Genomic DNA, 19046 nt, shown 5'->3' with positions numbered 1-19046 from the left:
CGGGGGAGGCATCGTGGACGACTATGCGGGACGGGTACTCGCCGACCGCTACCGCCTGCCCCTGCCCCCGGCCGACGAGTACGAACTCGCGGAGACCCGCGCCTTCGACACCTACAGCGGCCAGGAAGTCCTGGTCAGGCAGGTGCCACTGCCGGAGATCGTCGAAGCCGAGGTGCTCGGCGACGAGGCGTACGGGGACCAGACGTACGGCGACGAGGCGTACGGCGACGGGGACCTGAGCGACGTCCTGCCGGGCGGGCTGCCCAAGGGGTTCCGGAGCGCGCGCGGGAGCGCGGCGCAGGGGGGCGCCCGGCGCGCGGGGTCGCGCGCGACGCGCAGGCCGAGCGACCCCGCGGTCCTGCGCGCCATAGAGGCCGCGCAGGCCGCCGCGCGCATCCCCGACCACCCCCGGCTCGACCAGATCTTCGACGTGTTCGCCGAGGACGGGTCGTTGTGGATAGTGAGTGAGCGGGTGGCGGCCCGTCCGCTCGCGGCGCTACTGGCCGACAAGCCGCTGGACCCGTTCCGGGCCGCGGAGCTCGCGGCCGATGTCGTCACGGCCCTGCGCGTCCTGCACGCGCACGGCTGGGTGCACCGGAACATCACCGCGCGCACGGTCCTCGTCTGCGACGACGGCCGCGTGATGCTGACGGGCCTCGCCGCGGGCGCGGCGGAAGAGGCGCTGTGCGGGTACGACCCGCGCCCGGAGGAGGACGACTTCGCGGGCTTCACGGAGCCCGAGGGGGGCGGCCCGCTGGAGCGGGCGCCGGAGCACTCTTCCCAGGGGCCTGGGCCCGGATCCGTGCCGGAGGCACGGGCCTCCGGGGACGACGAGTACGGCGACGGCGGCCCCGACCCGTACGGGGACGGGGACGGGGACGAGTACGGCGGGCCGGGCGAGGGCGACGGGGCGCGTGGGCACGCCGCGATCGAGGCGGCGCGGCACGCGGACGATTCCCTGGGCGGGGCCGGGGCGGAGACCTACGGGGGCACGGAGGCCTACGGGGGGTTCGAGTCCCCGGGTGGGGCCGGGGCCTACGGCGGCACGGAGGCCTACGGGGGCGCGGAGGGTTATGCCGGGTCCGAGTCTCCGGGTGGGGCCGGGGTCGGGGCCTACGGGGGCATGGAAACTTACGCTGGGCCCGAGTCCTTGGGCGGGGCCGAGGTCGGGGCCTACGGCGGGGCGGAGGCTTACGCCGGGTCCGAGCCCCCGGGCGGGTCCGATTCCTACGGCGGGACCGAGCGTGCCGCCGGGGCGGATCCCTACGCCGGGAGCGAGCGTACCGCCGGGCCCGAGGGTTCCGCCGGAGGCGGGCAGTACGGCACCGCCGAGCGGGATCTGCGGGCCGCGCGAGCCGGGGCCATCGCCGCGTACCGGGCGGGTGCCGCGCGTGCCGCGGCCCGGGTGAGCGAGGCCGAGCGCGGCGCCGAAGCGGCCCCCCTGGAAGCCGCGGACAGGGGTGCCGGTGGTCACATGGGGCACATCGCGGACCCGTACGGCGTCCGGGAGCGCCAGCGGACGCCATGGCACGGAGCCGTGCCGCGCACCGAGGACGTGCCCGCGCAGGGCACGCCGGGCGCACGCGGCACACACGACCCCCAGCAGGCGCACGAGACCCGGCACGCGCCGAGCGCACGCCCGTCCCCGGCGCGGGCGCTGACCGAACAGGTCCCGCCCGCACGGCGCCCCGCGCCCCCCACGCCGGCTCCGCAAGCCGCCCCTGCCGTCCCCGCCGCCCGTGAGGGCAACGCCGCCGACGCCACCGACAACCCCGACGGCCACCCGCGCGAGAGCGGCTGGGGCGACCCGGCGGGTGAGCGCAAGCCGCGCCGAGGTCCCACCACCGCGCTGGCCGCCGAGCGCGCCCGGCACGCCCGGATGACCGTCGTCGGCGCCGTCACCGAGCGGTGGGCGCCGGAGCAGGCGGGCCCCGTGCACGAGAACTGGCAGCTGGCCGCGCCCATCGGTCCCGCGACCGACCTGTGGGCGCTCGGCGCGCTGCTCTTCCGTGCCGTGCAGGGCCACGCGCCGTACCCGGAGGACAGTACGGCCGAGCTGGTGCAGCTGGTGTGCGCGGAGCCGCCCGCGTTCGCGGAGGAGTGCGGTCCGCTGCGGCCCGTCGTCGAGTCGCTGCTGCGTCAGGACCCCACCGAGCGCATCGACTTCGAGGAGCTGAGCGGCTGGCTGCGCTCCCTCGTGCGGTCGGCGCCGGAGCCCGAGGCGGGCGCGCACGTGGTGCCCGCGCCCGCGTACGACGGCGGCAGGCTCCCCGTCGTACGCCGTCGCGGCGAGATGGTCCGCAAGCGCCGCCCGCCCGCCCCCGTCCCGACCGGCGACGGCAGCGCGCACGGCCGTCACAAGCGCGGCAGGGAGCGGGACAGGGAACGGGCCCGTGACACCAGGCCGGTGCGTGCGCCGCGGCCCGAGCGCGCGCCGCGGTCCGCGAGCGGCCCCCGTTCGCTGGGGCGGCTGCTGCTCGTGGTGATACTCGCCGGGCTCGTGGCGGCCGTCGCGTACGCGATGCTGTTCATGCCCGAGTCCGACGAGAAGGAGGGCGCGGGCCGCACCGGCAACGCGGGCGAGGCGAGCACGGAGCCCTCGGGCGGCCACCCGAGCCCGGACGGTGAACCCGGAGGCGGCGGTTCCGGTGGTGCCGACGGGGAAACCGGCAAATCGCCGGCCCCGGAGGAGACCCCAGGCTCGCAGGAGCCGCAGACCACCGACCCCGATGTCGCGGCGGGCTTCACGGTGCGCAAGGACACCGAGGGCTTCCGGGTGGCCGTGGCCAACGGCTGGGACCGGCAGCCGAAGAACGGCCGCGGCCAGGTCGTGTACACGCACGGGAGTTTCGAGCTGCTCGTCGTTCCCGGCCGGGACAGCACCGGCGACCACGGCACGGACCCGATGAAGTACCAGAAGGAGGACGAACGCGAACTCCAGCCGTTCCGCGACTCGTCCTGGGCCACCTCCAGCGGTCTGCGCCGGGTCGACGTGGGCGGCCGCTCCATGGCCGAGGGCCAGTTCACCTGGCAGGGCGCCGACGGTGCCGAGGTCTACGTACGCAATCTCGCGATGGTCGTGGACGGGAAGTACCACGTCCTCCAGGTACGTGGACCGGAGGCCGAACGGGACGAGGTGACCAGGCTGTACGAGCAGGCGTCGAGTTCGTACCGGGTCACGGGCTGAATCTCCCCGGCACGGGGGCCGGTTGGCCGCCCGCCGCGTCCGTTCGCAGGGAGGTCGCGTACCGACCGCATCTGTTCTTGTCGGGGCGCGTACCGACCGGATCGGTTCCTGTTGAAGCGTGTACCGACCGCGTTTGTCCGGTGCCGGGCCGTCAAATGTCCATGTCAGCCAGGGACCAGGCACCGTTCCGGACGCGTGCCCGGCCTCCGGCAGCGTCACAGTGCTGTCTCCACTCACCCCCTCCCTTTCCCCGCGCGTGCACTGCTCCTTAATCTGGACACTGGCAAACCTCGGGAAATTGGCCCTGTCAATACCGACTGCGGGGGAACGTGAATCAGATGCAGGGCCTGCTCCTCGCCGGCCGCTACCGGCTCGGTGAGTCCATCGGCAGCGGCGGCATGGGCCGCGTATGGCGTGCGCGCGACGAGGTCCTGCACCGCGTAGTGGCCGTCAAGGAGCTGACGGCGGCACAGTGGGTGCAGGAGGCCGAGCGCGAGGTCCTCCTCACCCGGACGCAGACGGAGGCGCGGGCCCAGGCGCAGATCAACCACTCCGCGGTCGTCACGGTCCACGACGTCCTCGAGTACGACGACCGGCCCTGGATCGTGATGGAGCTCGTCGAGGGGCACTCGCTCGCCGACGCCGTCAGGGAGCGGGGCCGCATCGAGGCCCGCGAGACCGCCCGCATCGGCCTGTGGGTCCTGCGGGCCCTGCGCGCCGCGCACGGCGCCGGGGTCCTGCACCGCGACATCAAACCCGGCAACGTCCTGCTCTCCGAGGACGGCCGGGTCCTCCTCACCGACTTCGGCATCGCCGCCATCGAGGGCGACTCGACCATCACCCGCACGGGGGAAGTCGTCGGCTCCGTGGACTACTTGGCGCCGGAGCGGGTCAGCGGTGCGAACCCCGGGCCCGCGGCCGACCTGTGGGCGCTCGGCGCCACGCTGTACACGGCCGTCGAGGGCAACTCGCCGTTCAGGCGCACCTCGCCGCTCGGCACGATGCAGGCCGTGGTGACCGAGGAGCCCGAGCCCTCCACGTACGCGGACGCGCTCGGGCCCGTCATCTCCGCGCTGCTTCGCAAGGACCCGGACGCGCGGCCTACGGCGGCCGAGGCGGAGCGGATGCTGGCCGAGGCGGCGCAGGGGCGGTACCCGGGCCCCGCGCAGGGGTACGTGCCGACGCGGGTGCACGAGGCGGCGCCACCGGGGAGCCGCACCCCGGCCCCGCACCCCCCGACGCCGCCGTACTCCCAGCCCCAGCACCCCCAGCATTCCCAGCACCCCCACCAGTCCTACCAGGCCCAACAGCCCCCGCACGCCGCGTCCGCACAGCACACGCCGCACACGCCGCACACCCCCGCCCCGCACCTCCAGACCCCGTACGGCACGGCCCCCACGCACGGTGCGGCGATCACGCACGGCGCGGCGACCGTGCACGGCTCCGGAACCCCGTACGCCACCACCGCCCCCACGGCCACCGGACCGGGTGCGGGACGCCGTCGCTGGCCCCGGGTGGTCGCCCTGGTCGCCGTGGCGGCGCTGCTCGGCGGCGGTGCGGTGTTCGGCTTTCTACAGTTCGGCGACGGCGGTGGCGACGGCGCCCGCAAGGACGTGAGCCAGGGGCAGGGCGGCAAGGACGAGGGCGGCAAGGGAGACGACGTCGTCGGCGGCGTGCCCGAGGACTGGGTCCGGGTGAACGACGTGGAGGGCTTCAGTGTCATGCTGCCCAAGGGCTGGAAGCGGCGGGTGGACGGCAGCCAGATCGACTACACGCCCGACGGCGGCCGCCACTTCCTGCGCATCGGCATCGATCGCAGCCCGGACTACGCCAATCCGTACCAGCACCAGCTCGCCCTGGAGAAGCAGGTGCAGAAGTCGCCCGGCTACCGGCGCTTGCACATGAGTTCCAACACCTTCCTCGAACGCCCCGGCGCGCTCTGGGAGTTCGCTTGGAACGGCGGGGCCAGTGACACCACGAAGGGCCCGCGACGCGCCGTCTCGCAGGCGTACGTCACCTCCGGCAACGTCGAATACGTGATCTACATGTCGGCTCCGGCGGGCGACTGGGACGAGACCCGGCAGCAGTTCGACGCGGTGCTGCGCGGCTGGCGCGTCTGACACCGGCCGCTCACCGTCGCATACGGGCCTGAACTGGTTGCTCTCCCGGGCGGAGAGGATCCGAGGCCAGACCATTGGGGCATGATGGCCGCATGGGGAGCCTGGGTGGCCACACCCGAGTCATCGCCGGTCGGTACCGCTTGGAGGTGCGGATCGGCGGGGGTGGCATGGGCGTCGTGTGGCGCGCGACCGATCTGCTCCTCGGCCGCCGCGTCGCCGTCAAGGAACTGCCCCTGGGCGAGACGCTCTCCGAGCAGGAGGCCGCTGAACAGCGCGAACGCACCCTGCGTGAGGCGCGGGCGGTCGCGCAGTTGCAGCATCCGCACATCGTCGTGGTGCACGACGTCGTCGTCCACCAGGAACGCCCCTACATCGTCATGGAGCTGATCGAGGGCACCTCGCTCGCCGGTCGGATCGCCAGGTCGGGGCCGCTCGGCGCGCAGGCCGCCGCGCGTGTCGGCCTCGACCTGCTCGGCGCCCTCGGCACCGCGCACGCCGCGGGTGTCCTGCACCGCGACCTCAAGCCCGCGAACGTCCTCCTGGAGGACGCCACGGGCCGGGTCGTGCTCACGGACTTCGGTATCGCGCAGGTCTCCGGCGCGACGACGCTCACGGAGAGCGGCACGTTCGTCGGCTCACCGGAGTACACCGCGCCGGAGCGGATGTCCGGTGAGCGCAGCGGCCCGAAGTCCGACCTGTGGTCGCTCGGCGCGCTGCTGGTGACCGCGGTCAGCGGTGAGTCGCCGTTCCGGCGCGATTCGATCGGCGGGGTGCTGCACGCCGTCGTCTTCGACGACATACGCCCACCACCCGGTGCCGAGCCGATCGCGCCCGTCGTCCGCGGCCTCCTCCAGCGCGACCCGGAGCGCCGCCTGGACGCGGCCGGGGCGGAGCATCTGCTGCGCGAATACGTCGCCACCGGGGTGATGCCTCCGCTGCCCGGGGAGGTGCCGGGGTCCGGGTGGCGGCTGCTCGCGCTGCGTGCGGGGCGTGCGGGGCGCGGGGGAGGCTCGGGGCGCACCGGCCGTGGGGGGCGCGTGGGGCGGACGGCGCGCCCCGGGTTGTCGCGCCTTCCTGGCCTGTACGGGCTACCTGGCCGCCGCCCGGCTGACGGAGGGGCCCCGTCCGGTCGGGGGGAGACGTCTGATTGGGGGGAGGCGCGGGACTGGGGGGAGGCGCCCGACCGGGGTGCAGCGCGGGGCTGGGGTGAGGCGCCCGACCAGGGGGATTCGGCTGGTCGCGGTGAAACGCCCGACTCGGGGGATTCGGCTGGTCGCGGTGAGGTGCCTCGCCGTGGTGATGCGCCCGGTTGGGGGGACCCGGTTGTCCGTGGCGAGGCGCCGGGCTGGGGGGACCCGGCTGTTCGTGGTGAGGCGCAGGGCTGGGGGGACCCGGCTGTTCGTGGTGAGGCGTCAGGCCGTGGTGATGCGGCCGGTGGTGGTGACGCGCCGGGCCGTGGCGAGGGGCTCGCTCGGGGTGATCCGGCTGTTCGCGGTAACGAGCCTGGTCGTGGTGGCGAGCCCGCCCGTGGTGATGCATCTGGCCATGGAGGTGCGCTCGACCAGGCGGATCATCTACGGCGTGGTGATGGGCTATCTCGGGGTGATCCGGCCGCGCGTGGTGACGAGCCCGGCGGTGGCGACGCACGTACCCGCGATGACGGCCCTTCCCGGGGTGACCCGGCCGCGCGGGGTGACGAACGCGGCGGTGGCGACGCACGAACCCGCGGTGACGCGTCGGCCTGGGAGCACCCGCCCGCCGCCAGCGACGCACCTGCGCCGGGCGACGCGACCGTCCACGAAGACGCACCTGCCCGGGGTGACGCGCCTTCCCGGGGTGACGTACCTGCCCAGGGTGGCGCACCTGCCCGAAGCGACGCATCTGCCCGGGGTGACGCGCCCGCCCAGGGTGACGCGCCAGCCCCGGAGACTCCCCCTCATCGCGGCGACGGGCCCGCCTGGGATGCCCCTCCCGCCTGGGCTGACCCTCCTGCCTGGGAAAACCCTCCCGCTTGGGACAACCCTCCCGCTTGGAGCGACCCACCCGCTTGGGGTGATCCGCCCGCCTGGGCCGACCCTCCCGCCTGGGCCGACCCTCCCGCTTGGAGCGACCCGCCCGCCTGGGACAACCTGCCCGCCCAGGGCGACCCGCCCGCTCGGGGCGCCCCTCCCGCCCGGGGCGACCTGCCCGCCTGGGCCGACCCTCCCGCTTGGAGCGACCCGCCCGCCTGGGACGACCTGCCCGCCCGGGGCGACCTGCCCGCCCGGCACGACCTGCCCGCCCGGGGCGCCCCTCCCGCCCAGGGCGACCTGCCCGCCTGGGCCGACCTTCCCGCCCACAACGACCCTCCCGCCCGAAGCAACCCCGCGGCGCCCGAGCGCGCCGCGCCACCCAGGCCCTCGCCCGGCCGCCGGAGCGCCAGGCCCAGGCCCTTCCGTCCGGCCGCCCCGCTCGCCGTACCGGCGTTGCGGCGGGGGCGCCCCATGCTCATCGCCGCGTCCCTCGTCGCCGCCGTGGCGGTCGGTGCCGTCTCGGCCGCGGTGCTGCTGCTCGGGCGGGACGGGGACGGGGGCGGGGTGCGGACCGTGCCGCCCAGTTCGGTGGGCCCGGACGCCCCCGACGACTCCGCGCCGCGGCCGACGGCGACCTCGACGGTCACCAGGACCCCGGACACCGTCCGCCCGTCCACGCCCGAGGCCCCGGAGAACTACCGCATAGCCAAGGACCCGCGCGGCTTCGCCCTCGCCGTGCCCAAGGGCTACGTACGGGAGACGGACGGCCCGCGCACCTACTACAGCTCACCGGGCGGAGTCGTCCGCATCGGCATCGACAAGGACACGCCCCGGGCAGGGACCCCGCTCGCCGCCCAGCGCCGCTCCCACGCGGCGGGCCCCCGCGACCTCCGCGGCTACCGCGACGGCGAGGTCACCGGGACCACCCGCAACGGCAGGCCCGCCGCGCTGTGGCAGTACACCTGGGACGGCTCCGGCGCCGACGGCGGCGCCCGGCACACCTTCGACCTGTGCTGGGAGGAGAACGGCCGGATGTATCACGTCTGGGTGTCCTCGCCGGTGGACCGGGCGGGGGAGGCACGCCGGTACTTCGACACGGCGGTGGACACCTTCGTACGCCGCTGACATGCGGACGCCCTCGGCGGTCACCCCGTCCGCGCACCTGCCCCCGTGTGTCTGCCCGTACGTCGCCGAAGTTCCCGGATCGTGCATCGCCCCGGTCACAACTGGGAGCCGTGGCTGGAACCGTGGGTGCCCCGCGCGGTAGGGATGGGGGCATGAGTAACGACGGGGGATCCGCCTACGGCCCGAACGAGACCACCAGCTACGGCCTGCAACCACCGCGGCTCCCACAGCCACCGCAGCACCCGGTGACTTCCCCGCACCCCGTACCTCCCCAGCACCATCTGCCCCCGCAACCCCCCGTACCCGCACCGCAACACGCATCGCCCACCGAGGTCACGCGGGCCGAGCCCGGTTCGGGGCGTCTTGTCGGCGGGCGCTACCGCCTGCTCTCCAAGCTGGGCCACGGCGGCATGGGCACGGTGTGGCGGGCCAAGGACGAGACGGTGGACCGTGAGGTGGCCGTCAAGGAGCCGCGCGTACCGGACCACCTGCCGGAGCGCGAGCGCGCCAACGCCTTCGAGCGGATGCGCCGGGAGGCGCGGGCGGCCGCCAGGCTCGACCACCCGGCCGTGGTCAACGTGCACGACGTCGTCGTCGAGGACGGCAGGCCGTGGATCGTGATGGAGTTCGTGCAGGGCCGTTCGCTCGGCGCGGCGCTGCGGGACGAGGGCACGCTCGGGGAGCGGGACGCCGCCCGGGTGGGCCTCGGGGTGCTCGGCGCACTGGAGGCCGCGCACGCCGCGGGCATCCTGCACCGCGACGTGAAGCCGGACAACGTGATGCTCGGCAGCCACGACCGCGTCGTGCTCACCGACTTCGGCATCGCCCAGATCGAGGGCGAGACCAATCTGACCGACACCGGCGGCTTCGTCGGCTCGCCCGAGTTCATCGCCCCGGAGCGGGTACTCGGCCGGCGTCCGGGCCCGGCGTCCGACCTGTGGTCGCTGGGCGTCGTGCTGTACGCGGCGACCGAGGGCGTCTCGCCGTTCCGCCGCAACAACACCCCCGCCACGCTCCAGTCCGTCCTGAACGCGACACCCGCCGCGCCCGCGTCCGCGCGGGGCCCGCTGGCCGACGCCATCAACGGCCTGCTGCACAAGGACCCCGCCCACCGCCCGAACGCCGCCCGGGTGCGCGCCCTCCTGGAGGACGCCGTCGAGCCACCGGCGCCCCCGCCCCCGCCGGCCACGCGGCTCGTGACCGGGTTCTCCGGCGACGGCGGTGCGGGCGGCACGGCCGGTACGGGCGGCACGGGGCGGGACCGCGGCAAGGGCGTGTTCCTCGGCCCCAGGGCGCTGGCGGCCGTCGGTGCCGTGGTCGTCGCCGCGGTGGCCGCGGGGGTGGTGCTCGCCGTGGACCCGTTCGGCGGCGGATCGGACACGCAAGGGTGGACGCAGCGCGAGGAGAAGACCCTCGGGGCGACGCTCTCGGTGCCGGAGGGCTACCGCAGGACCACCAACGACGAGACGCCCAAGGAGCACTGGGTCACGTACAAGGACGCGAGCGGAGCCATCTCCGTCACCCTGGACCTCGCCAAGAAGTCCGAGGACGAACTGGGCTACATCGCCGGCACGTCGATGGCCGAGGCGTACGAGGACATGAAGACGCTGGACGGCGGGGGCTCGATCGGCGCGTTCAGCCCGGACGAACTGGGGCGCGGCAAGAGGACGACGCAGGGCGAGTACGAGGGCGGGCAGTCCGCCGAGAACCTGATCCCGTACGTCAACAAGGAAACCGACGTCACCTACCCGCGCGAGGCCAAGGTCTTCTACTACAGGACGAAGGCGGGCGACATGTACAAGCTGTGGATCGACTACCCGGCGGGGAGCGACTTCACCGAGCGCGGGCGCGAGGTCGCGAGGACGGCGATCGACAACTTGCAGATCGCCAGGCCCTGAGGCCCCGAACACCCCGCCGCCGCCTCGGGAACGCCCTGATCAGCACCTTTGTCGCCAGTAGGCACTGGCAACGTGCGCGGAGGGCCGCGGCGCCGTGTGCGTGCGGGGCGAAACCTCGTTACCCACGGGTACCCAAAGCGTCCGACCAGGCATACGCTCACCGTCATGACGGACTCGCTGGCCCCCGCAACGCCCCTCGGTACGAACCCGGTCGCCCCGGCACCCAGCGGCGCACGCACCGCCGCCGACGTGGTCACGCCGGAGCTGGTCGCCCAGCTCACCCGTGAGGTGATCGGCTCGGGCACGACCGCCAACCACATGCCGTTCACCGGCGAGAAGCTGGCCGATCTGCCCGAGGCCGCCCCGCAGGACGTGGCGACGGCCTTCGAGCGGGCCAGGGCCGCGCAGGTCGCGTGGGCGCGCACGCCGGTGCGACAGCGCGCCGCCGTGCTGCTTCGCTTCCACGACCTGGTGCTCCAGCGCCAGGGTGAGGTCCTCGACCTCATCCAGCTGGAGACCGGCAAGGCGCGGCTGCACGCGCACGAGGAGGTCCAGGCCGTCGCCGTCGCGGCCCGCCACTACGGCCGTCGCGCCGCCGCCTATCTGAACCCCAAGCGGCACACCGGTGTCGTGCCCGGCCTCACCAAGGTCACCGAACTGCGCCAGCCGCGCGGCGTCGTCGGCCAGATAGCCCCGTGGAACTACCCCCTCGAACTGTCCGTCGGCGACGCCCTGCCCGCCCTCGTCGCGGGCAACGCCCTGGTGATGAAGCCCGACACCGAGACCGCCCTGACCGCGCTGTGGGCCCGGGACCTGATCATCGAGGCGGGTCTGCCCGCGGAGGTGTTCCAGGTGGTGCTCGGCGAGGGACCCGTCGTCGGCCCCGAGATCGTCAGGCACGCCGACTTCGTCTCCTTCACCGGCTCCACCCGCACCGGCCGTGAGGTCGCGACGGGCGCCGCGGCCCGCCTGGTCGGCGTCTCCCTGGAACTCGGCGGCAAGAACGCCATGCTGGTCCTGCACGACGCCGACGTGGAGAAGGCCGCCGCGGGCGCGGTGCGCGCCTGCTTCTCCTCCGCGGGGCAGCTGTGCATCTCCATCGAGCGTCTCTACGTGCACGAGGCCGTCGCCGACCTCTTCGTCGAACGGTTCGCCGAGAAGACCAGGGCCATGCGGCTCGGCCGGTCCCTCGCCTACGGCGCCGAGATGGGTTCGCTCGTCGGCGAGCGGCAGCTGGAGACCACCAGGCGCCACGTCGACGAGGCCGTCGCCAAGGGCGCCTCCGTCGTCGCGGGCGGCGTGGCCCGGCCCGACATCGGCCCCTACTTCTACGAGCCGACCATCCTGGAGGGCGTCGAGGCGCCGATGGCGGTCTGCACCGAGGAGACCTTCGGCCCGGTCGTCGCCATCTACCGCTTCACCGACGAGAACGAGGCCGTGGAGCTGGCCAACTCCACCTCCTACGGTCTCAACTCCTCCGTCTGGACGAAGGACGGCAGGCGCGGCCGTGCCCTCGCCGCCCGCCTGCGCACCGGCACCGTCAACGTCAACGAGGGCTACGGCCCCGCCTACGGCAGCGTGCAGTCGCCGATGGGCGGCATGAAGGACTCCGGCCTCGGCCGCCGCCACGGCTCCGAGGGCATCCTCAAGTACACCGAGGCGCAGACGGTGGCCCACCAGCGGATCGTCCCGCTCGCGCCGTCCTTCGGCATGGACGACGAGAAGTACGCGGCGTTCATGACGACGAGCCTGCGACTCATGAAGGCGTTGCGCCTGCGCTGAGCCGAGCAGGCGCCTGTGGACCGGCGGGGCCTCGACGGGCCCCGCCGCCCGGCGGGTGCCTTCCAGCGGCCCCGTTCCAGTGACGCGTTTCCGTAGTGACCCGCTTCCGTAATGACCCGCTTCCGTAGTGACCCGTTCCCGACGAGGAGAGTCGATGGCACAGGAGAGCTCTGTCCAGAACCCGGGCGACGACGATCGTGCCGACGGAGGGTACGACTACGACGTCCTCGTCGTCGGGTCCGGCTTCGGCGGCTCCGTATCGGCGTTGCGGCTCACGGAGAAGGGCTACCGCGTCGGAGTCCTGGAGGCGGGCCGCCGCTTCACGCGCGCGCAACTGCCCAGGAACTCCTGGGACATCAAGAACTACCTGTGGGCCCCGGCGCTCGGCCTCTACGGCATCCAGCGCATCCATCTGCTCGGCAAGGTGATGGTCCTGGCGGGCGCGGGCGTGGGCGGCGGATCGCTGAACTACGCGAACACGCTCTACGTACCGCCTGCGGCGTTCTTCGACGATCCGCAGTGGAAGGACATCACCGACTGGCAGGACGAGCTGCGGCCGTACTACGAGCAGGCCAAGCGCATGCTCGGTGTGCGCACCAACCCCACGACCACCCCCTCCGACATCCATCTGCGGGCCGCCGCACAGGCCATGGGAGTGGGCGACAGCTTCCACATGGCGCCGGTCGGCGTCTTCTTCGGCGACGGGCGGGACGCCACCGACGAGTCGACGGCCGCAGGATCCGAACCGGCCGACGACAGGACAACGCCCGGCCCCGGCAGGGAAGTTCCCGACCCGTACTTCGGTGGTGCGGGCCCCACCCGCCGGGCCTGCAACGAGTGCGGCGAGTGCATGACGGGCTGCCGTCACGGCGCGAAGAACACCCTCACCGAGAACTACCTGTACCTCGCGGAGAAGGCCGGTGCCGTCATCCACCCGATGACGACCGTCGTGGCCCTCACCGAGGACTCGCGCGGCGGCTACGCGGTGGGGACGCTGCCCACCGACAACAAGCGCAAGGGCAAGGGCCGCACCCTCCGCGCCCGCCGCGTCGTCCTCGCCGCGGGCACCTACGGCACCCAGACCCTCCTGCACCGCATGAAGGACAACCATCTGCTGCCCCGCGTCTCCCCCCGCCTCGGCGAGCTGACCCGTACCAACTCCGAGGCCCTGGTGGGCGCCCAGACCACGGACCGCCGCTACCGCAAGCGCCACGGCGGCGCCCTCCTCGCCCCGGGCGGCAAGGTCGACTTCACCAGGGGCGTGGCCATCACCTCGTCCATCCACCCGAACGCCACGACCCACATCGAGCCCGTCCGCTACGGCAAGAAGTCCAACGCGATGGGCGGCCTGACCCTGCTCCAGGTCCCCTACACCCTGAAGGGCGGCAAGGCCCGTGTCGCCGGCTGGCTCGCCAACTCCGTCCGCCACCCGGTCCTGACGGCCCGCTCCCTGTCCAACCGGCGCTGGTCGGAGCGCACGATCATCGGCCTGGTCATGCAGACCCTGGACAACTCGCTCACCACGTACCGCAAGGAGAAGGGCATCGGCAAGGGTCTGCTCACCGCGCGGCAGGGCCACGGCGCGCCCAACCCCGGGCAGATCCCCGAGGCCACCCGCGCCGCCACCCTCATCGCCGAGGAGATCAACGGCTTCGCCGGTTCCAACGTGGGCGAGTTGATGGGTACGCCGCTGACCGCGCACTTCCTCGGCGGCTGCCCGATCGGCGACCGCCCCGACACCGGCGTCATCGACCCCTACCACCGCCTGTACGGCCACCCGGGCATCTCCGTCGTCGACGGCTCCGCGGTCTCGGCGAACCTGGGCGTGAACCCCTCGCTGACGATCACCGCGCAGGCGGAGCGCGCCATGTCGTTCTGGCCCAACAAGGGCACCGAGGACCCGCGTCCACCGCAGGGCGCCGCGTACGCGCGGCTTGCGCCGGTCGCGCCCGAGTGCCCCGCGGTGCCGGACCACGCCTTCGGCGCGTTGCGGCTGCCGTTCCTCGGGATGCCGACGGTGCCACCGAAGAAGTAGCGAGGAGAGAGGGCCGCCCCGTACGCGAAAGGACCTGCACCCCCCTCCGAGTGCAGGTCCCTCGCGTTCTCCGGCAGGTACGGCGCCTCAGGGGCGCGTACGTGGCCGGTGGACGGTGCCGCTCACACGGCGCTGTCCGAGTGGGCGCGACGGCGCACGGCGAACACCGCGCCCGCGCCCGCGACGACGGCGACGCCGCCGACGACGCCGATGGTCGGCAGCATGGAGTTGGATCCGGTCTGGGCGAGGCTGCCGGTGGGCGCGATGTCCGTCACGGTCGTCTTCCTCACCGTCCTCACCGTCTTCGCGGACTTGACCGGCTTGACGACGATGCCCTGCGGCCGCATGTGCGGGGGCTCGGTGGCGCCCGGGACGGGCTTGGCCTCACCGGGGTCCTCGTTGTCGCTGCCGGCCTTCAGGACGGTGAACTCGAACAGCGTGAACGCGTTGTGGCGGCAGTTCAGCTCGGAGTCCACGTAGCCGCCGAGACCGAGCGCGTAGCTGTCGCCCGCGGGAGCCTTGGCGTTGATGTCCAGCCGCAGCTTGATCTCGACCTGCTCCTTGGCGGAGAGCGTCGTCCTGCCGAAGGCGACACCGTTCTCGCCCTCGTCGACGATCGACTTCCAGCCCTTGGCCTCGGGGTCGTAGAACTGGATGCGCGCGTAGGTGCTGAGCCAGTCCTTCTCCTTCTCGCTGTCCGAGAAGTTGTCCGCGGCCACGAGCCACTCGACGGCGCCGAGCTCCTCGTCGCTCGGGTTGGCCGCGGTCAGCTCGAACTCGTGCCAGCCGCTGCCTGCGGTGATCTTGCCGGGCAGGCCGGTCAGCTGGAGCTCCAGCTTGCTCTCCGCGTCCTCGCCGGTCTCCGGGTCGGAGGGGCACTCGGTGGGCTCCGCCGTGGGCCCGCCGTCCTCGCGGGGCTCGGTGCCCTTGTCGCCCGGCTTCGTGTCGCCCGGCTTGGTGTCGCCACCTGGCTTCGCGTCGTCCTTGGGGCCGGTGTCGCCGCCGGGCTTCTCGCCGTCGGCGGGCTTGGTGTCGCCACCGGGCTCGGTGTCGTCGCCCGGCTCGGTGTCATCACCGGGCTCGGTGCCGTCGCCGGGCCTGGTGTCGTCACCCGGCTTCGTCGTGTCGCCGGGAGCGGGGGGCTGGTCGCCGGGCTTCGTCGTGTCTCCCGGAGCGGGCGTGGTGCCGGGAGCCGTCTCGCCGGAGCTCGCGGACGGCGCGCTGTTCGCGTCCCCAGTTGCGAACGCGGCCGGGGCCGAGAGCAGCGCGAGCGGGGCGAGCGCGGCTGTCGCGGCCGCGGCGGCCAGAGCACGGCGAAGCTTCATAAGACCTCAGAGAGTCCGGCGCACCGCGCGCCGCACGGTACGGAGGTGGAGGCCTCCGCGGCGGGCGCGGAAGTGGCCGTTGATACGCATGGATGACCTGCGTCGCCAGAGAATGGTTGCCCTGGGGCTCACAGAATTCTTATGTGGCTTGAGTCACATGTTCGACCCTCGGGGAGGTGCTTGGCTTGTGCGTCCGCCGTGGGGTGTCGTAGAACTTCCCCCGTTTGCAAGCGAGATGGGGGGCGCCTGGGGGCGCGCCTGCGGGGTCGGCCCCGGGCTTGTCCGCGGGCTCGTCCGCGGGCTGGTCCGCGGGCTCGTCTGTGGGCCCCGTGGGGGATTCAGCATGCCGAGAGAGGGATTGAGGGGGGCACAGTGTCCGTGCAGTCGCCGCGTGAGCCCGACGACGAGGCGTCCATACCCGACGAGGTGTGGCGCAGGTTCGAGGAGGACAGCGAGCGCGACATCAGGGCGTCGGCGCCCAAGGAGCCGTCCGCGCGGGCGCGCATGGTCGCCGAGCGGCTGCGCCGCCTGGACGAGGAGGCGGCGCGGCAGCACGCGCAGGGGGTCGTGGGCCGCAAGCGGCGCAAGCGCAGGGAGGAGTCCGCGCAGCCCTGGCGCCCCGACGAGTGGCGCGCGGCGCCCACGGGTTCCGTACGCGGCGGCGGATCGGGGCGGTGGCGCCAGGTGCGCAGCGTGGTGATCGTGGCGGGCTGCATGGTCCTGACGATCGCGCTCCTCAGCCCGTACCGGTTCTGGCCCTGGCAGTGAGGGGGCGGCGGCGCCCCTGGCTCGCACGGAACCGCTGACGGCGATCTTCAGTCGTAGAAGGGGTGCGGCTGACTCCGCATGTGCGGGTGACTCCGCATGGACGTGTGTGGCGCGGGTGTGCCGGGATCCCTGTGGTCGGCGCAGCCGCGCGCAGGGAAGTGGGGGAACGTGAAGACAGCTGTGTCGCGTGGCGTGGTGTCCGTCTCGGTCGCGGCCGTGCTGGGCCTGACCGCCGCGTGCGGTGGTGGTGAGGGCGGTACCGGCGGCGATGGCCGCGATGGCCGTGACGGCGGGGGGTCTTCGACGTCGCAGGCGAAGCCGAATCCGCATACGACGCCGAAACCGCATACGACGCCGGATCGGCATACGACGCCGGATCCGAAGGGTTCCGGCGACCGCGAGGGCGGTTCCGATTCGGCGGCGGCGAGGAGGCTGACGGCGTCCCTGGTGGCCAAGGGTGACCTGGAGGGGTACTCCGTCGGCCGCAGGGAGCGGTCGAGGATGGCGGCCGTGTCGGACGGCGCCCCCGCGAACCCGGCTGCCTGCCGACCACTTTCGGACATGCTGGCGCCCGTTACTCCGCCGAACGCGACGGCGCACGCGGGGCGCGCGGTGGCGCCGAAGAGCCGGCGGACCGAGGGCGGGGTGACGGACGTCGAGCTGTTCGCGTACGACAGCGCCGACGGTGCGCGCGGCGCGCTGCGGGACCTGCGCTCGGCGGTGAAGTCGAAGACGTGCGCGGCGTTCCGCGCGGGCGGCATGCGGTACACCGGTGTCGCACCCCGGCCGGCCCCGGACAAGGGCGACGAGGCCGTGGCGTACAGGATCGGCAGCCGTGAGGAGTCGTACGTGCGACGGCACTCCGTCGTCGTGGTCCGCGACGGCTCGACGCTCGTCTCCTTCGCCGTGAAGAACTTCTATGACCCGCAGGGGGTGGCCGCCGGCGAGGAGTCCCGCGAGGCGGGCGGCGGGGACGTTCCGGGCTCGGCCGGGGCGGACGAGGAGCCGGTGGTTCCGTCGACGGTGGTGGACGCGCAGCTGGGGAAGGTGGGGTAGGGCGGCGGGGGAGCCGAGGGCGCGTACTCCGGCTTCTCCTGTCGTTCGGCCTTCAGCCCCTCCAGGGTCCGGGTTCCCGCCCGGTCGGCGGTCGATCTCCAGCCCCTCCGGCGTTTGAGGAGCGGGGTCTGGGGCGGAGCCCCAGTTTCGGGAAGGGGCGGGGTTGGGGAGCCCTCGGCAGGGACCCCGCCCGGACGGACCGTGCACGGTGCGGACCCCGGGCGTGCGGCCACCCCAGGCGTGCGGCCACCCCAGGCCTGGGGCCACCCCGGGCCCCGTAAACGAAGCGAAGGGCCCCGCGGGACGGATCCGCGGGGCCCTTGGCTGTCAGCACCGACGTCAGGGCAGCGCCGGTGCCGCAGGGCGGCGCCGGGGGGTGCGCCGCTGGCTGAACGAGCCGGTGGCCTACCCGGCGCGCCCGGGGAGCGCGCCTGGTTTAGACCAATGGCAGTGGGGTTGTGAAGAACGGGGTGGTCAGCCCCTCTCCTCTACGCATCGTGGACGATGGCCCGTTCTCCGCGCAACCGTTTCGACGACATCTCGTCGGCAGGAGCTGAGAATGGCCGGGGCTGCGAAGACGGCGGGGCGCGGGCCAGTGGTGAGAACGGATGAATGAGCGGTGGCGGGAGCACGGAGGAGCCCGGGAAACCGGGGGAGCGCCAAAGACCGGGGACGCTGGAGAGACGTGGGACGCGGGAGAACGTGAGGGATCCGGAGTGCTCGGGCGCTCGGGTGCTCAGGTGCTCGGAAAAGCTGGTGGGGGAAGGAAGGTCGGCGGGGAGGGGGACCGGGCCGACCGGCCCCGGGCGTCCCCGGGGCCGACCGTTCCCTGGGTGACCGGGCTGCTGTCCCCTGCCGTCCGGTCACTTCTCTGGGACGAGGTCCCACGGCGTACCCGTGACGCGTACGCCTCATCGCCCCAGCGGAGCCACGCGTGGTTCTTGCGGCCCGCCCCTGGCTGGCACGGACACCGGGACCAACGAAGCCCGTCCGGAACCGGTCACGCGCCGTACGGGTGAGAGCGGATCCGAACTCAGTTCCGTGGCGCAGCGGTTCCGTGTCCACCGGCGCCGGTCCGGCGCTTCCCAGCGCTTTCCGGTGCTGTGCGGCGCTCCCCGCGTCTGCCGGTGCTTCCCGGTGCGCCCCGGCGCCCCCCGGTTTCGCGCCAGGCTCAGACGCGGCCCCGGCACAGCTCGAGGAGCGTCATGGCCAGCTGCGTGCCGGGCTTGCCGAGGGCGTCCCGGTAGTGGCTGAGGATCTCCATCTCGCGGGCGAGGTGCACGCGCCGCCCGCCCGAGCCGATGCGGGCCTCCTGGACGACGGCGGAGACGGCCATGCGTTCCTGGACGAGCCCGATGATCCGGTCGTCGAGCGCGTCGATGCGCTCGCGGGCACCTCCGATCACTTCGGCGGCTGCGGGGGTGCGGGCGCCGGAGTCGGCGGAAGCGGAGGCGGTGCCGGTGCCGGTGGTGGCGCCGGTGACGGTGACGGTGCTGGCGTTCATGGTGGGGCTCCTCGTTCGGGCGCGGGGCCCCGGGGCGGCGACAGTGCCCGGAAACGACAGGACGCCCCGGGCCTTGTCGGCCCGGGGCGCCTGGGAAGTCGCTTGTCGTTACGTCAAGCAGCTCGACCATGGCAGCCGGCGGGCCGGGTGCCATAGGTAAAGACGGAGGTCGAGTGCTTGCGCATGGCGGGGAGTGTAGTCGACGAGCCCGCGCGCCCCGACCGCGCGCCCCCT

At 73.7% G+C, this 19046-nt stretch carries 12 protein-coding genes and 1 pseudogene; 9 read left to right on the top strand and 4 right to left on the bottom strand.

All coding sequences use genetic code 11. The annotated features are described in order from the left end of the window. Positions 1 to 13: 13 nt before the first annotated feature. The 3 genes and pseudogenes from ACH4DX_RS13225 to ACH4DX_RS13215 all read left to right on the top strand — a co-directional run. Positions 14 to 3187: a protein kinase gene (locus tag ACH4DX_RS13225; protein ID WP_398155120.1), complete on the top strand. Its 3174-nt coding sequence runs from the start codon at positions 14 to 16 to the stop codon at positions 3185 to 3187. Positions 3188 to 3525: 338 nt separating this feature from the next. Further along, on the top strand, positions 3526 to 5307 hold the full coding sequence (locus ACH4DX_RS13220; RefSeq protein WP_398155273.1) for a protein kinase: 1782 nt from the start codon (positions 3526 to 3528) through the stop codon (positions 5305 to 5307). 92 nt (positions 5308 to 5399) lie between these two features. Next, positions 5400 to 6239 (top strand): annotated as a pseudogene (locus ACH4DX_RS13215) (serine/threonine-protein kinase); the annotation flags it as partial. 480 nt (positions 6240 to 6719) lie between these two features. On the opposite strand, the gene ACH4DX_RS13210 reads toward ACH4DX_RS13215, so the two are convergent. Then, positions 6720 to 6881 (bottom strand): hypothetical protein, encoded by a 162-nt coding sequence (locus ACH4DX_RS13210; protein ID WP_398155284.1) that lies wholly within the window; start codon positions 6879 to 6881, stop codon positions 6720 to 6722. 18 nt (positions 6882 to 6899) lie between these two features. Then, positions 6900 to 7106, bottom strand: coding sequence for a hypothetical protein (locus ACH4DX_RS13205; protein ID WP_398155283.1), 207 nt, complete (start codon positions 7104 to 7106; stop codon positions 6900 to 6902). Between the two features lie 684 nt (positions 7107 to 7790). On the opposite strand from ACH4DX_RS13205, the gene ACH4DX_RS13200 reads away from it, so the two are divergent. The 4 genes from ACH4DX_RS13200 to ACH4DX_RS13185 all read left to right on the top strand — a co-directional run bounded on the left by ACH4DX_RS13200 (position 7791) and on the right by ACH4DX_RS13185 (position 14159). Beyond that, entirely contained in the window at positions 7791 to 8444 is a 654-nt protein-coding gene (locus ACH4DX_RS13200) for a hypothetical protein (RefSeq protein WP_398155282.1), read from the top strand. A gap of 152 nt (positions 8445 to 8596) precedes the next feature. Beyond that, complete coding sequence (locus ACH4DX_RS13195) at positions 8597 to 10342, top strand: serine/threonine-protein kinase (protein ID WP_398155119.1); 1746 nt, start codon at positions 8597 to 8599, stop codon at positions 10340 to 10342. A 165-nt stretch (positions 10343 to 10507) separates the two neighbouring features. Continuing rightward, entirely contained in the window at positions 10508 to 12124 is a 1617-nt protein-coding gene (locus ACH4DX_RS13190; protein ID WP_398121936.1) for a succinic semialdehyde dehydrogenase, read from the top strand. A gap of 154 nt (positions 12125 to 12278) precedes the next feature. Continuing rightward, positions 12279 to 14159: a GMC family oxidoreductase N-terminal domain-containing protein gene (locus ACH4DX_RS13185; protein ID WP_398155118.1), complete on the top strand. Its 1881-nt coding sequence runs from the start codon at positions 12279 to 12281 to the stop codon at positions 14157 to 14159. A gap of 122 nt (positions 14160 to 14281) precedes the next feature. On the opposite strand, the gene ACH4DX_RS13180 is transcribed toward ACH4DX_RS13185, so the two are convergent. Beyond that, entirely contained in the window at positions 14282 to 15484 is a 1203-nt protein-coding gene (locus ACH4DX_RS13180; protein WP_398155117.1) for a hypothetical protein, read from the bottom strand. A gap of 378 nt (positions 15485 to 15862) precedes the next feature. Here ACH4DX_RS13180 and ACH4DX_RS13175 point away from each other — a divergent pair, with 378 nt between their 5' ends. Together ACH4DX_RS13175 and ACH4DX_RS13170 are read left to right on the top strand one after the other, a co-directional pair. After that, positions 15863 to 16252 (top strand): hypothetical protein, encoded by a 390-nt coding sequence (locus tag ACH4DX_RS13175; RefSeq protein WP_398155116.1) that lies wholly within the window; start codon positions 15863 to 15865, stop codon positions 16250 to 16252. A 561-nt stretch (positions 16253 to 16813) separates the two neighbouring features. Further along, positions 16814 to 17308 carry a hypothetical protein gene (locus ACH4DX_RS13170; RefSeq protein WP_398155115.1) on the top strand — a complete coding sequence of 165 codons (495 nt, stop codon included), beginning with the start codon at positions 16814 to 16816 and terminating at the stop codon, positions 17306 to 17308. Positions 17309 to 18479: 1171 nt separating this feature from the next. Here ACH4DX_RS13170 and ACH4DX_RS13165 read toward each other — a convergent pair. Then, positions 18480 to 18812: a chorismate mutase gene (locus ACH4DX_RS13165; RefSeq protein ID WP_398155114.1), complete on the bottom strand. Its 333-nt coding sequence runs from the start codon at positions 18810 to 18812 to the stop codon at positions 18480 to 18482. Positions 18813 to 19046 lie beyond the last annotated feature (234 nt).

Origin of the sequence: Streptomyces sp. NPDC017940 (assembly GCF_044328435.1) — a bacterium.
Taxonomy (GTDB): domain Bacteria; phylum Actinomycetota; class Actinomycetes; order Streptomycetales; family Streptomycetaceae; genus Streptomyces.
This window is presented reverse-complemented; position numbering and strand designations above follow the sequence as displayed.

Bases quoted from the DNA above. Each gene is read 5' to 3' on its own strand.
- ACH4DX_RS13200 (WP_398155282.1), top strand. From the start codon at position 7,791: ATGCTCATCGCCGCGTCCCTCGTCGCCGCCGTGGCGGTCGGTGCCGTC.
- ACH4DX_RS13195 (WP_398155119.1), top strand. From the start codon at position 8,597: ATGAGTAACGACGGGGGATCCGCCTACGGCCCGAACGAGACCACCAGC.
- ACH4DX_RS13165 (WP_398155114.1), bottom strand. From the start codon at position 18,812: ATGAACGCCAGCACCGTCACCGTCACCGGCGCCACCACCGGCACCGGC.
- ACH4DX_RS13220 (WP_398155273.1), top strand. From the start codon at position 3,526: ATGCAGGGCCTGCTCCTCGCCGGCCGCTACCGGCTCGGTGAGTCCATC.
- ACH4DX_RS13185 (WP_398155118.1), top strand. From the start codon at position 12,279: ATGGCACAGGAGAGCTCTGTCCAGAACCCGGGCGACGACGATCGTGCC.
- ACH4DX_RS13170 (WP_398155115.1), top strand. From the start codon at position 16,814: ATGCTGGCGCCCGTTACTCCGCCGAACGCGACGGCGCACGCGGGGCGC.
- ACH4DX_RS13210 (WP_398155284.1), bottom strand. From the start codon at position 6,881: ATGATCCGCCTGGTCGAGCGCACCTCCATGGCCAGATGCATCACCACG.
- ACH4DX_RS13180 (WP_398155117.1), bottom strand. From the start codon at position 15,484: ATGAAGCTTCGCCGTGCTCTGGCCGCCGCGGCCGCGACAGCCGCGCTC.
- ACH4DX_RS13190 (WP_398121936.1), top strand. From the start codon at position 10,508: ATGACGGACTCGCTGGCCCCCGCAACGCCCCTCGGTACGAACCCGGTC.